General features: G+C 37.9%; 10 protein-coding genes. 8 read left to right on the top strand and 2 right to left on the bottom strand.

Features of this window, described 5'->3' with window-relative positions; all coding sequences use genetic code 11:
- Window positions 1–511, bottom strand: a 511-nt coding sequence (locus KO529_RS01730; protein ID WP_215946197.1) for a plasmid pRiA4b ORF-3 family protein, incomplete at its 3' end; no start/stop codon positions are given.
- An 889-nt stretch (window positions 512–1,400) separates the two neighbouring features.
- Here KO529_RS01730 and KO529_RS01725 point away from each other — a divergent pair.
- The 8 genes from KO529_RS01725 to KO529_RS01690 all read left to right on the top strand — a co-directional run bounded on the left by KO529_RS01725 (window position 1,401) and on the right by KO529_RS01690 (window position 14,254).
- Window positions 1,401–6,794, top strand: a complete 5,394-nt coding sequence (locus KO529_RS01725; RefSeq protein ID WP_215946196.1) for a gliding motility-associated C-terminal domain-containing protein — start codon at window positions 1,401–1,403, stop codon at window positions 6,792–6,794.
- Window positions 6,795–6,831: 37 nt separating this feature from the next.
- The gene (locus KO529_RS01720; RefSeq protein ID WP_215946195.1) at window positions 6,832–7,719 is read left to right on the top strand and encodes a PorP/SprF family type IX secretion system membrane protein; all 888 of its coding nucleotides are present in this window, start codon (window positions 6,832–6,834) and stop codon (window positions 7,717–7,719) included.
- Window positions 7,720–8,449: 730 nt separating this feature from the next.
- Window positions 8,450–8,749: a nucleotidyltransferase family protein gene (locus tag KO529_RS01715; protein WP_031442479.1), complete on the top strand. Its 300-nt coding sequence runs from the start codon at window positions 8,450–8,452 to the stop codon at window positions 8,747–8,749.
- Between the two features lie 83 nt (window positions 8,750–8,832).
- On the top strand, window positions 8,833–9,075 hold the full coding sequence (locus tag KO529_RS01710; protein WP_215946213.1) for a HepT-like ribonuclease domain-containing protein: 243 nt from the start codon (window positions 8,833–8,835) through the stop codon (window positions 9,073–9,075).
- A 411-nt stretch (window positions 9,076–9,486) separates the two neighbouring features.
- Entirely contained in the window at window positions 9,487–10,416 is a 930-nt protein-coding gene (locus KO529_RS01705) for a hypothetical protein (protein WP_215946194.1), read from the top strand.
- Window positions 10,417–10,841: 425 nt separating this feature from the next.
- Window positions 10,842–11,651, top strand: a complete 810-nt coding sequence (locus KO529_RS01700; protein ID WP_215946193.1) for a zinc ribbon domain-containing protein — start codon at window positions 10,842–10,844, stop codon at window positions 11,649–11,651.
- Window positions 11,652–12,068: 417 nt separating this feature from the next.
- Window positions 12,069–12,941 (top strand): hypothetical protein, encoded by an 873-nt coding sequence (locus KO529_RS01695; RefSeq protein ID WP_215946192.1) that lies wholly within the window; start codon window positions 12,069–12,071, stop codon window positions 12,939–12,941.
- A 215-nt stretch (window positions 12,942–13,156) separates the two neighbouring features.
- Entirely contained in the window at window positions 13,157–14,254 is a 1,098-nt protein-coding gene (locus tag KO529_RS01690; RefSeq protein WP_215946191.1) for a hypothetical protein, read from the top strand.
- A 91-nt stretch (window positions 14,255–14,345) separates the two neighbouring features.
- Here KO529_RS01690 and KO529_RS01685 read toward each other — a convergent pair whose 3' ends face one another.
- A complete protein-coding gene (locus KO529_RS01685) occupies window positions 14,346–14,717 on the bottom strand; it encodes a helix-turn-helix domain-containing protein (protein WP_215946190.1) in 372 nt (123 codons plus the stop codon).
- Window positions 14,718–15,301 lie beyond the last annotated feature (584 nt).

Raw genomic sequence — 15,301 nt, 5'->3', positions numbered from 1 at the left:
CCAAGTTTTGAGATTGATCCCTTTTTACCCATTTAATGAGCTCTTTATATTCCGGATGTTTAGGTTTGTTCATGATTTTAAGAAAGTCATAAAAACCGGGTAGGCCACCTACATCCTCTGGGGGACAGTTCAATTTTCCCGAGCAGCATATTGGAAATGGAATTGTCAGGTCTTCTATGATTCTTTCCAAGATCAAGGAATGTTGCCAATAATCCCCAAAATCATAGAGATAATCCAATTTCTGGCCTTTGGATTTTAGGACATCGCCTATTTTTATCGTCTTCGAATCGATGATCTCATTAGGTCCGTTAAAGCCATCCTCCTCAAATTTTTGACCTATACGATAGCTGTCAATTGAAAATTCGTAAAGGTGATAATTCTCCCATCCCATAACGATTTGAACGATATGATGAAGCTTGTAAAACGTGAATTCCGATGGAACCAAAAATTCCCGTGATATAGTGGGGTGACTGCCCTCCAGTTCGATTCGAAATTTAAATATGCTACTCAACTCTTATTAATTTATTCATTGCAATTTATGACATAACGTTCCAAAAATACCCTTTATTCTGCTTTTAGATTTGATAAAACCCAGAGCTTTTTCAAAATAATTGTCCTAAAGTTTCATGTCCCATTGTGAATGGTGCTATGGATTTGTTGCGTCATCTTATAAAAATGCTCTTGTGACAACATTGTTGTTATCCATGTGAATGGAGGTAGCTTCAAAAGCCACCTTCTAAGAGGGTGTTTTTTTAGTTCTAGATTTCAATTAGCATTGTGAGGTTATCTGATTATCAAATATTTTATCCCAATCATTCTCAATCATGCAACTTTTGCGAAATACATGCTTATTGGGTAGTAACTACGTAGATTTAATAAAATATTTAGAAGAATTTGTAATAAATGTAATACATAATCGGAATTATTACGATTATGTATTTGTATTTTATCATTTTAGGAATAAGAGGATTTGCTATATTATGGAGAAAAGATTGATGAGCCTACAGCGGATCATTTCCCTCGTTGGTCGGTGCCACCCATTCCGCTTCAATCCGTGCCATCTAAAGAAAACAATAAAAGAAACTCCTTTGGTGCCGGCATCACGCCCTTGCCTATGCATAACTTGGCCGGCCCACTAGCAATTAAACAGTTCTGCCTTGGCCGCTCAAATACTGATCACTTCCCACAACTTGGCCTATATCAGGCAAAAATCCCGTAAGTCCATCTTTTTATTCCATGCGCTTGTGGTACGGCAATCACAGTTGATCATTTTAATATTATTATTCTTACAAAAATTATAGGTGTAAACATCAAAATTTTCCACTTTCACAACAATTTTAAGTAAGGAAAAGTACAATGTCATAGTATTGCCTTTTTAAAAAATTCAAAGCAATGCCATCATGAAAAAAACTACCTATCTTATTCTATTTATGTTATTTTTTAGTATTACTACTTCAGTTGTGAATTCCCAAACAACACTTACTGCAGGGGATGTTGCATTTATAGGTTATAATACCGATGCAAACGGAACAGAAGACCATTCTTTTTCCTGGATTACATTAGAAGATTTATCTGCAGGAACAGTAATCTATTTTACAGAAGAAGGCTGGAATAGCAACGGTAATACATGGTACGGGGCAAATGAAGGGCATTATTCGTGGACTTCCACAGTGGCAACACCCGCTGGAACAATAATATATATATACGAAAATGGTTCAACAGATAATTTGATTTCTTCCGTTGGCAGTATGTCTACACTTTTGAGTGGAACTGGTTGGAATCTTTTAGGAGGGGATAACCTTTTTGCATATCAAAGCACAACTGGAGCGAAGCCCAGCTCTCCTAATTTTCTATCCGGACTTTATGGTGATGATAATTTTGCCCACACAGCAGGCTGTGACGATGCAAATAATTGGTTCGATTGCCAGAACTGCACAACAGCAGGACAGTCGTGTGCAACCACTGGAGGCAGTACCACCGGGCTTCCCAGTATGTTGACCAACGGTACCAATGCAATTGCCCTGTTTCCTAATCCATTTAATGAAACGGACAACGCAAAATATAACGGTACGTTAACTGGAACCAAAGCTTTTATAGCCTCAGAAATCAATAATAGGAGTAATTGGATCTATGATGATTCAAATGCTTATACCATTACGTCAGGAGCATTTAATACACCAAATATTGTTGCCCCCAGTACTGCCCCAACCATAACCACCATAACGGCTTCAGATATTACAACTACCACTGTTACTCTTGGCGGCAATGTCACTTCTGACGGCGGATCAACCGTCTCTGCTAGAGGCTTTGTCTATTCCAGTTCGGACAATACCCCAACTATTGCGGAAGGAGGGGTTACACAAGTCGCAGATGGAAGTGGCACAGGTGTTTTTAACGAAAGCATTTCAGGGCTAAATTCATCAACGACCTATTACTATCAGGCCTATGCTACCAATAGTGAAGGGACCTCTTATGGTGGGGTGGAGAGTTTTGCAACGAGTGCTCCCAATATAGCTCCAATAGTGGATGCCAATACCGGATTAACGGTAACGGAAGGAGCAACCGGAAACATTGATAGTGGTAAATTGCATTTTAATGATGACGAAACGGGGGATGACGTCCAATTGACTGCAACCATTACCAGTACCGTTGCTTATGGAACATTGTTTCTTGATGCCAACCTCAACAATACCTTCGATTCCGGTGAGGAAGAACTCTTGGTAAATGCAACATTTACGCAAGATGATATTAACAACGACCGACTCAGATATACCAATACGGTTAATAATCAGACCGCGGATAGTTTTGTGTTTACCCTGAGTGACCCGGATGGAGGGGAGTTGGTTAACCAGACGTTTAATATTACGATAAATCAGGCGCCTACGGTAGCCGTAAACAACGGATTGACCCTCAATGAAGGGACGACCGAGCTCATTGACTCTGGAAAATTGAACGCCACGGATGCTGAAACAGGCAGTGGTTCCGACATTACTTTTACCATTACTTCGGCAGTTTCATACGGTGTTTTGTTTATAGATTCCAATCCGAGCAACGTATTTGAGACCGGTGATATAGAATTGGTAGTCAATGCCACTTTTACTTTGGATGATATTAAGAATGATAGGCTCAGATACACCAATACTGTCGGTGATCAGAACGCGGATAGTTTTGAATTCAAGGTAAGCGATCCCAATGGTGGGGAATTGACCAATCAGACCTTTACAATCACCATCAATCTACTTGAAGTACCGACCCTGACCACCACAGCCGCCTCAGGCGTTACCAATACCACAGCCACCCTTGGCGGAAACGTAACCAACAACGGCGGAGCAGCCGTCACCGAACGCGGCATCGTGTACAACACCACGGGAACCCCCAATGTAGATGACGACTCTAAAGTACAGATCGGTTCTGGGGATGGTAGCTTTTCGGATGAAATTACAGGGCTTACCGCAGGTACCGAATATTTTGTCCGAGCCTATGCCATCAATAGCGAAGGTACGAGTTATGGTGGAGTCGAAAGTTTTACGACATCAAACCCTCAATTAGAAAATTTTTTCTGGTCGGCAGATAACTTAAGTGCAGGAGCTACAGGTGTCACTTATACATTTGAATATACTACTGTTACGGGCTTAGGAGGGAGTGATGCTATTTTATATGCTTTAAATACTGCAAATGGCTGGAATACTAATAGTGTAACTGTAGGAGACATTACCGTTTTGGTAAATGGAAATTCGAGAACTGTTGCAGGAATATTTTCTGTCGGCGGCAGCGGAGCCTTTATTACTCTAGACAATCCAATAGTGGCTAGTGGATCTGAGATTGTAGTAACCATAGCAAATGTGTCTAACAACGGAAATCCAGGAACCTATAATTGGAATTGGATTCATACAGCTACTGGTGGGGGTAATGAAATAGACCCTGCAGTAAGCCCTGATCCTATTGTTTTGTCTGCTAATACTGCCCCAACCGTTACCACTTCTGCCGCCTCAGGCGTTACCAATACCACAGCAACCCTTGGCGGAGAGGTCACCGATAATGGAGGCGTAATCGTCACCGAACGAGGCATTGTCTATAATACCACTGGTACCCCCAATGTAGATGACGATACCAAAGTACAAATTGGTGATGGTGATGGAAGCTTTTCAGATGAAATCACAGGGCTTAGCGCCGAGAACCAATATTTTGTCCGTGCCTATGCTATCAATAGCGAAGGTACGGCTTATGGTAGTGAAGAGAGTTTTACCACTTCATTAAATCCGAGCTTAACATTATCCTCCAGCGCAACGGACAATACCATTAGTTCAGATGCTTCCGTTACGTTTACCGCAACACCGTCCGGAACCGCTGCCACAAATTATTTGTGGAAGAAAAATGGAATTGTGGTTCCCGGTGAGACCAACGCTACCTATACTACCACAGATTTGGTAAATGGCGATGTTATCGAGGTGCAATTGTCCGCTGATTCGGGAACTATCGTCAATACAAATTTGGTTTTAAATTTAGATGCCGGAGACCGGTCCAGTTATCCAGGTTCCGGAGTGGCATGGACGGACATAAGCTCCAATAACAATGACGCCACCTTGCCTTCCAACTTGGCTACTTCCTATTCCACTATTGTAGGGGCCGGTAGTTTTAATTTTCAGGGAAACAGCAGTACAACCATTCAAAGTAGTGCAGTGAACAATTGGGACATTACGTCTACCAATGCGCTATCGGTGGAAACTTGGGTAAAACGCATAAATGGCGGTCATCAATTTTGGTTCTCGACACCCAACCTGCATTATCGTTTGGGTGTGGATCCCTCTGGAAATTTATTTTGGGATATGGGGCAATATGCAGACAGAAATTCGGGAATATTGGTTTCTGAAGGAGTCTGGCACCACATTGTTTATACAGCAGGGGTAGAAACAGGAAACATCACCACTAGGGTTTATGTAGATGGAGTAGAGGTAGCAGACCAAAACGAAGGTATAGCTACGCTTTCTTCCATCACAAATTATTTGATCGGTGACGGACAAACACCGGGGCAGCATCCCTTGAATGGCAACATGGGATTGATAAGGGTATATAATAAAACCTTATCGGCATTGGAGGTTGCCCAAAACTTTAACGCAGAGGTAGATCGGTTTACCACGGATGTATTAAGTTCAAATTCAATAACGATGACGGTAAATGTTCCTCCAACCGTTACCACAACAACATCGTCCAACATTACATTCATTACTGCAATCCTAGGCGGTGAGGTAACCGACAACGGAGGGCAAACGGTTACTGAACGCGGTATCGTTTATAACACTACAGGCACACCCAATGTGGATGATGATCCCAAAATAATAATTGGTAATGGGGACGGTAGCTTCTCCGATGAAATAACAGGACTTGATTCCGGAACCGAATACTTTGTCCGAGCCTATGCCATCAATGTTGGAGGGACGGGCTATGGAAATGAAGTTTCTTTTACGACTATGGCCAACGATTCGCCCGTAGGATCAGTGGTGGCGGACCAGTCCGAATGTATCAACGGGTCGGTCACAGAACTTGCCTTAACGATTACGGATGCCTTTCCGGGGGACAATACCTTTATGGTTACCGCGACTTCTTCAAATACAGCTGTAGTCGCCAATGCGGACATTATCGTTACCGGAAACGGCAATACCCGTACGTTTACCATAACACCGGTATTGGGTGCGGCGGGAACAAGTACCATTACTGTTACTATTGAGGATAGTTTGGGTGAAATAGGCACACAGACCTTTAGCGTGACCTTTAACGACCTTATTCCTCCCACATTGACCGCCGTTCAAAACATTGAGGAAGAGCTGGATGCCAATTGCAATTTTGTTGTCCCGGACTATACAGGTTTAACAACGGCTACGGACAATTGTGGCACAACAACGATTACCCAATCGCCAATTGCGGGAACCGTAATTAGTGGACACGGGACATTGCAGACCATTACTTTAACTGCGGACGATGGCAACGGGAATACCCATAGCACCGCTTTTGAGGTTACCTTGGCGGACGTAACGGCTCCGACAATAGTGGTGCAGGATATTGAAATGCCATTGAATGAAACAGGTTTCGCCAGTATAACAGCGGAAGCGTTTTTAGTTGATAGTGATGACAGTTGCAGTGCCGTGAGCATAAGTATTGACCGTACGGATTTTGACTGTGCCGATTTGGGGGATTACCCCATTACGATAACGGCAACGGATTCCCATGGAAATACTACAATAGAAACAGCGATCCTTACCTTGACCGGAGAGGACACGGATGGGGATTCAATAGCTGATTCTTGTGATAACGATAAGGACAACGACGGTACTCCGGATGCGGAAGATGCCTTCCCCTTGGATGCCACCGAAGATACCGACACGGATGGCGATGGTATTGGCAATAATTCTGATACCGATGATGACAACGACGGGGATTCGGATGTAGATGAGCTAGCAAACAATACAGATCCGTTGGACGATACCAGCTTTTTTGTTCCAGGGGAAGAAGAGACACCGGTGACACCAACCTTGGTACCTGCCCAGGCCTTTACACCCAATGGGGACGGAATCAATGATTATTGGGTAATACCCGGAATAGAAAACTATCCCAATGCCTTGGTCAAGGTGTACAACCGATGGGGACACGAGGTATTCGCCAGCAAGGGATATAATAACGATTGGAACGCCACCTATAAGTCCAGGAGTAACAGCTTACCTTCGGGGTCCTATATGTACGTCATTGATCTAGACAATGGCATAGCCCCTATTCAGGGATGGCTGTTCATCAATTATTAAGACCGATCGTTAACCAATTAAAAAAATCAATATCAAAATGAAATTTAAAATAGTATATATTGCCATTACGGCATTAATGGTTTCGGGTATTTCAAATGCCCAACAGGATCCCAACTTTACCTTTTACAGGTACAATATGAACCTTGTGAACCCCGCCTTTGCAGGGGCCAACGAAGGGGCCGATATCGGGGTCGGCATTAGGAGCCAGTGGGCCGGTATAGAAGGTAGCCCGGAGACACAGACCGTTTTCTTCGGAACACCTGTAGGGAAAAACCTGGGCCTTGGGGTTTCCATCATTAATGACAGGACCTTCATTGAGAACCAAACTTCCATGGCCCTGGATTTCTCCTACCACTTGCAGATTGGCGGAGATACCCACCTCTTTCTTGGGGTAAAGGCAGGCTTAAATTCTTATAAGGCGAACACGGACGGACTAGTTACCTATGGCATACAATCCGATCCAAGCATAATGGGAATCGACGGTGGGTTTACGCCCAACATAGGTGCTGGCGCCTACCTAAAAGGCAAGTCCTTCTTCGCCTCCCTGTCCGTTCCAAGGATCCTTAGTCCGGATCGCTTGGACGATGCCAACGGGATAGCCAAACAGGGAGAGGATAAAATACACCTATATGCAGCGGCAGGTTACGATATACCCCTGAACGCCAATATTGTTTTCAGGCCTTCCCTAATGGTGAGATATGTGGAGGCATCCCCCATATCGGTCGATTTTACGGCCGCATTCGCGATGGGGGACCGGTTTGAACTAGGAGCAGCATACCGTTTGGACGAAGGATTTGGCGGGTTCTTTATCTTTAAGGCAAGCAAAGGGCTGCACCTGGGATATGCCTATGAGGCCGCTCCGCATAATACCATTGCAAGCATGAACAATGGAACCCATGAGGTAATGCTCTATGTAAAACTATAATACATAGTATTAAAATTTACTAACAGAGATTTTTTACGACAACTCGTCTTGGATGTGACAATTTAAGACGAGTTCGATATTTCTCCACGCATCAAGGAGCCAAATGGGAATATCTGTTGGCCGAACCAAAACCTTATTTCCTTGATTAAAGGGACTGCAAAATTAGAAAAGTTGTACTCATTTCAATCCAAACATCTAAAAAAATCCCAAAACCGATCAATGGTTTGGGCCTGACTCGCTTGCAGGCGGGCCTGCCTTTGACGGACACACAGACAGACTTCACGCCCGTGTCTTTGCTCAACTTGGCTGGACATCTAGCCATTGGGTATTCTCAAATGCAGCTACTATCACCGCGACTGTACATATATTGACCAAAAATCCCTAAATTCGATGAAATAAGAAGGATTAAACCCTTAACACTTTACGGGCAGTAGGGAAGGCTGAACACTAAAATGTTAACTAAAAGGGTCCTATTTTCGATAGCTGTGAGAAATGCCTATTCTTAATAAATCTCGGCTGTCGGCGACTCCCATTCCAGTTTAATTTGTGCCACTTAAGGAAAACCAATAAAATTTTCCCCAGCACAAAACAAAAACTCTTAAATTGGTGCTAAATAAAAAGGAGCCAATTTCAATAGCATGGTAAGCGCAGAAGGTAAACCTGAACAAAAATAGTTCCTCCAGATAAACTCTCGGAAAAACCGTAAATTTGTTATTTATATGATTTATTTATGAAAATATCAGAAAAAAATATAGAACGGATCAAACAGCTTTGCGAACAATATAAAGTTAAGAACTTTTCAGTTTTTGGCTCCGTATTGACTGACAATTTTTCTTCAGAATCCGATATTGACTTTGTTGTTGACTTTGAAGAAAATGATCCGTTGGAATATACAGACTTGTATTTTCAATTAAAGGATAAATTGGAACATTTATTAAAAAGACAGATTGACCTGATAGAAGAACGTGGAATAAAGAACTCATTTTTTAGAAAGGAAATAGACGAGTCAAAAGTTGTTCTTTATGGATAATAAAAAAATGCTTGGCTTGAGGATATTTTAAGGTCGATAGATGAGATTTTCGACTTTTTGTCTGAAATAAAAGATTTTCTAGAATTTCAAAAAGCTTAAAAACCAAAAAAGCGGTCGAGCGAAATATTGAAATTATCGGAGAAGCGGTTAACAGAATAACAAATTACAAGAACACAAAAATTGAAATACAAAACGCAAGACAAATTATCGGGACAAGAAACAGAATTGCACACGAATATGACAACATTTCTGATGAAGTTATTTGGACAATAATCGTGAGAGAATTACCAAAACTGAAAGAGGAAATAATAAAAATCAAAAAATAAAGTACATACTGCAATAACTAGGCCTAGTGCACCTACTACCAACTGTCTGGAAAAATCTGAAGGGGCCAAACAAATAGACCCTATTTCCCATACTTCGCCGGTTGTCCATTGACCTGAAGGTAACCTACTTGCTTTATTATTCCGTTGTGTTTAGACCATCATATTATCTAAAACTACCTCAAATTACGGTTTCCCACAACCAATTTCTCAAGGAATTGTTTTTCTTTAGTTCCATAAAATTAAGCAAACTAAAACAATCAGACCCCACAAAATAGGGTAGGGGGCAGCAGAGCCATAAACCATTTAATTAATAACTAGGCCAATAAAAAGATTTAGTAAATTAGACCTATAATGGAAATATAGTTAACAACCATATCCAATTGTTAACTGAAATATTTAAACAAAATTTTATTGGAAACTAGACCAGAAACATTTTATCATTCTTATGTTAAGGAGTATCATGAAGTTAGAGCTACGTACTTAAAGAATTTGCTTTCAAATATAGATTCGGTAGATGAATTACTGAAAGAAAATGAGCTTAATTATGCAGGTACTAGAATTTCACTCACAAAGAATACAAAATTCATAATTCAAGCGGACTTAAGACAAAATTATTTTCACGCAATTGAAACATTTTTCGAATTCTTTTTTGCATTTCTACCAAATAAGGGAGTTATACCTGATAATAGTAAAATAGTTAGACAAGTTGTTCAATCTAATTGGTCGGGAAATTATAAGAAAATAGGTTATATTGCAAATGGTAATATGAAATTAAATATACTTGATAAAAAGATAAATTTTGAAGGACATAACGTTACTGTAGGACAATATATATTTTATCTTGGAACATTTTCTAGACAAAAATTTGATAAGAAATACTTCACTGATGTACAAGAAAGTATAGAATCTCTAAAGGTGGCAATTAAAGTATTAGCGATAGATTTTCATAATCGAGATGAATACAATTCCTATAAACATACCATGAGAGCTTTCCCTAATTATCAATCCATAAAATTAATTGACCCTAAAACCTCAAAGGAAGAATTTGAGTTTGACTTAAGCAATTCCGTGTCATATCAGAAATATAATGACAAAGAAAAGGAGACAATAATTAAAACGAGATTATTCGATCCTGAAAGAGATTGTGAAATGACGAAATTCTGCAGCAGGTTAATTTATAATATGTTGGAGCTAAGAAATATTATGTTTAATAAGTCCTCTATTAAGAACAAAGATGAAAAAATAGCAATATTTTTATTTAACAAGTCAAATATTACTGAATTGACCAAACATAATGTTAATATTCAGGATATAGCATTTACTACAAAATGGTCTGAGTAAAAGACCACAACTACAAACTAAGCATTCGTGTCCCAGGCACCTCCTATACATTGAAATCTTAGGGAACCCAACATTAATATCAGCAGTATTAAAAATAGATCTATTTTTCCCAAACTATAGGGACAGGCAAATCTTAATATATTTCGGTTTTTTATGCTACCCATCCCGTTTTAAATTCTGCCACTTTAGATAAACAAGAAAAATTCTTCTAGCACAAAGCAAAAATCCCTAAATTGGTAAGTAATAAAATAGTAATCCAAAAGCAAGGGTAGCGCAAAACCGAGACCAACACAGTCATTCCCTACAAACTCTGTAAAATTGGTGTCGTACAAATCCAGATATAACAAAACAGCAAAATTTATTTTATACATTAGACCTATAAAACAATTGTAATTACAAGTTTCAACCGTTCGTTAGCTAATATTATGAATATAAGCATTCCAGATAGACTTTATAAACTTTTAGCTTTGATAGGATTATTTCTAATCGGCTATAGTTTTTACTATATGGACTTTGCGGAGCAAAAGTATTTTTCTGAGATTGACAAACATAGAGAAATAAGGGATTCAGTTTTACTAGCTCAAATGCAAATTGATAATGAAAAAGATGATTTAATTAGAATTTCTGATTTTCTTTCTACAAAATATAGTGTTGAAAACCCTTTACTTATATCCGACTCAACATTGGTTTTTTCCAGAGTTCTTAATGGACCTAAAAACAACTTAATTGTTAGTGATTCAATAGAAACAATATGGAAAAGCTACAAAAAACATAAATTTCAACTGAATTTACTGACCAAGAAACTAACTTTTTCTCAAAAGTATTTAGATGAAGAAGAAAATTTGAAAAAAAACTACTTCTCCAATTATATGGAAATTAGAGATATTGGCTTTACTCTACTTTTTCTTGGAGTACTAATGTGGGTTATGGACATACCATCCATTAATAGAGAAAAGAACATAATTAAACAAAAGGAAAAATTATACTCGTTTTGTCAAAGCTGTGGATTGGAATTTAATTCAATGCTCAAATATGGAACAAACAAAAATAAAAGTGATAATTATGCCTTTTGTAAAGAATGTTTTAGAAAGGGAAAATTTACAAATCCCAATTTGACAAAAGAAGAATTTATAACCAATTCATTAAATATTAAGAAGAACAAAAATTGGTTGTCAAAAAAAATATTAAAAAGTAGGTTATCCAGATTGGAAAGATGGAGGGACAATCACCTCTAAAATAACATTTGCCAATAACTAAGTGTTCGTGTGGTCGGTAGGCCTAACATGAAGGTCGCATTGACTGAACCTGGGCCGTTTGTCCTTTACTATCGGGATTGCTAAATGTATAGCATCATTATATGGCACGCATTTCGGATCTATTGTGCCACTTTATAATTTTTATGTACCCTAGTGCCATTCACTTTTTACGGTTTCCCGCAACCAACTTCTCAAAGAATTGTTTTTCTTTAAGGCATGTAATTTGGCAAGCAAGTGAAACTGGACTTAACAAAATAGGGTAAGGGTCAGCAGAGCCATAAACCATTAAATTAATAATTAGGCCAACGGAAAAGATGTGCTAAATTAGGGCTATAATAGAAATAAAAGCACTAGTTACTATATTTAATTGTTGGCAACAATGCTGAAAATCAAAATATGACTGACTTTTTTAGCACGAGAGAATTAGCTATTATTTTCTGGTTAACCCTTTTTTTAATCATTGCACTTACACAAAAAGATGTTAGAAAATCTTCAATTAAATTAATTCAAGCTTTTTTTCAACAAAAATTAATTGTTCTTTTTCTATTAATGATAATCTATGTGCAACTTCAAATAATTGGACTTGTCAAACTGGGGATATGGGATACTTCACTATTAAAAGACACAATCTATTGGCCCATGCTAGTTGGATTTCCTCTTCTTATGAAAACAAACAAGATTGGGTCTGAAAAAAAATACCTGAAATCAATCTTTAAAGACAGTATTAAAGGAATTGTAATTCTGGAATTTATAGCAAATTTCTATAGTTTCTCATTAATAGCAGAACTAATACTCATTCCAATAATGACAATTATTGGAGTTTCGACGGTTTATACAAAAGATGAACCAAAATATAAAGCTGTTGAGAAACTGTTTAGTAACATTACTATGATTTTTGGGCTCGTGGTTCTAGCCTATACCGTCTATCGTATCTATCAGGGATTTGAGGATTTTGCGAAACTATCTACTTTAAGAAGTTTTCTATTACCAATACTATTAACAATAACATTTTTGCCTTTTTTATATTTAGTTGCATTATGGTCTATATACGAAACCATGTTGTATAGGACTGGACATGGTCTAAAAAAGAAAAAAGACAAACGCTACTTAAAATGGAAAATGTTTTGTAAATATCGTTTTAATCGAAAAAAACTACGAAAATTTCAGCAGGACTTAGGCTTTGAACCAATACTCAGTAGAAAGGATGTAAAGAAAATCTTTCGTAAGAACCAAGATAAACGCGAAAGCACAGTTGCCAATAAATCCTGAACGTAATGCGGACTTTAGTGCAAAAACGAAAGGTCTTGTATATTTATGAAGTCGCTAAATTGAAAATTACGCGTCAGCGAAATATGCAATTTTAGTTTTGGACAAGAAAACATGAAACTAAACAATAAGCTTTAACTTTGTGTGTAGACGGAAACGAAAAGTTTCCTTGCCTTCGGACTACGCATAGCTAAACCGTTATGCATTATTTGAACTAAATGAAGAAAACCATTGGAAAACCGGAAAATTGGCAAGATTTTGAATCACTTTGCAAAAAGCTTTGGGGAGAGATTTGGGAAATTCCTAATAAGATTAAAAAGAATGGGCGCTTAGGACAAGAACAAGCTGGAGTGGATGTATATGGAAAACCAAAAGGAGAAAACCAATATTGGGGAATTCAAGCTAAAGGTAAAGATGATTACACCAATGCAAAACTAACGGAATCTGAGATTGCGAAAGAAATTGAAAAAGCTAAAACTTTTGAACCAAATTTAGCTGTTTTTATCATTGCTTCTTCAACCAACAAAGATTCGAAAATTGAAAAATTTGTTAGAATCAAAGACATCGAGAACCAGAAAAATGGCTCATTCGAAATTCTGCTTTATTGTTGGGAAGATATTGTTGATTTAATTGAAGAAAATAGGGAGACCTCAAACTGGTATTTAGGAATAAATAACTACAGAGATAAATATGATGTTAAGGTTTCTTTTGATACAGGAGAAAGTGAAATATTGGTTAAGCCACAGTTTTTAAAAAAGATTACTCGATATAGAGTTAATAAAATAAATATTGCAAATAACGATTACCGAATAATATTACCGAAAATACCAACGATGTTTGAGTCAAACGAAATAAACAGAAGTTGGTGTGAATTGGAGTTAACGGTTAAAAATACAGGTAGTGTTGTTTTAGAAGATTGGTATTTAAAACTAAAACTTGAGAACCCAAAGAAAATTAGTGACGGATTTAATGTGAGTATATGGTTAAGCAATGAAATTAAAAAAATGATGTATGACAATCGTACACTATTTGACGACAAAAAAACTAATAGCTTTCATTTCGAACCAGCAACCAAAGAGCCACTTATTCAAAAGTCAGGTAGAACTTTTAAAATTTTCTTCATACCTCATTTTGAACAAACCTCTATGAATATTTCTTGGGTGTTTTTCGCCAGAGATTTTGACAAATCGGATAATTTAACGGTCAACTTGGAACCTGAATTTAAAGAGGAATTGATATATATTCCAGTCGAATCCGAACAAAATGTAAAAGAGGACAAAATAGAGTTCAAAGAATTAATTGAAGAAAAAAAATAACTGTGGTCACAATTGTAGCCTTCCCCATTTTGCAGACGACTCTAGATTCGACAATTTTTCGTTTTCTGAGATACTGCTACAAATATTGGTTTTATCTAAGGTCTTGTAATCTAGTGAATTTAATTTTGATTTTAGATATGAGAGTTCGATAAAATTCTTTCTTTTCATCATTTAATTTCTGCTCTAGACTTATTATTTCATCAACAATTAAAAGCAAATCACTTTCAGATAGAAGTACAAACAAATCCGAAAAGGGAATCCTTAACTCTTGACTCAAAATGTAAATTCTATCCCATCCACTGATTACCTCCGCTCTTTCGATTCTACCAATTGCAGTGGGATTAAAATCTAGAACTAAGGATAAGTCATGTTGCGAAATACCCTGCCTAAGTCTATTAATTTTTATAACACACCCAATCTGGATATTTAATAATTCCAATAAATCCTTAGGGTTCTCATTCATTAAGTAAATTTTGAAATAATAGAACTTTTTATTCGATACATATTTGTATTGTATAATTATTTTTAGTTATATTTGTCTCATTAACATATGTTTGCGATTCTTCTTTGTTTGAATTAGTCTAGAAGTAGTCGCTTGGATTCCCGGTCTAAAAACTGGTAACTAAATGCACGGGATGATAAGCAAGATGCCCATGACCCGGGGCATGGGTTTTCTTATCAGAGTGTGCTAAACCAGTTCTAGGACCTTAAAGTGAGTATTAATCAACTTTATGCCGAGCGTTGTTTTATTTAGAAGTTTTGCAAGCAATAACTTAAAGGCTAAAAGAGCTATGAAACACAGCTTATGTAACTTAATTGGTAAAACCGCCTCTGGGCACCTTACCATTCTTTTGCAGCATACCGTGTACGATATTCTCTTTACCAAAAAGCCCAAGAACCCAATATAGGTTTTGCATTATTATGGGATTTGTGTTGTACCCTTTTTCCGGAACCCGAAAATCTTTTTATCCCATAATCCACGATCCACACATTTTTTGGCATCCGGCCAAATAACGACAAAGCAGCCTAACATCATTTAAGGCCAAC

Origin of the sequence: Arenibacter algicola, from assembly GCF_018860365.1 — a bacterium.
Taxonomy (GTDB): domain Bacteria; phylum Bacteroidota; class Bacteroidia; order Flavobacteriales; family Flavobacteriaceae; genus Arenibacter; species Arenibacter algicola_B.
This window is presented reverse-complemented; position numbering and strand designations above follow the sequence as displayed.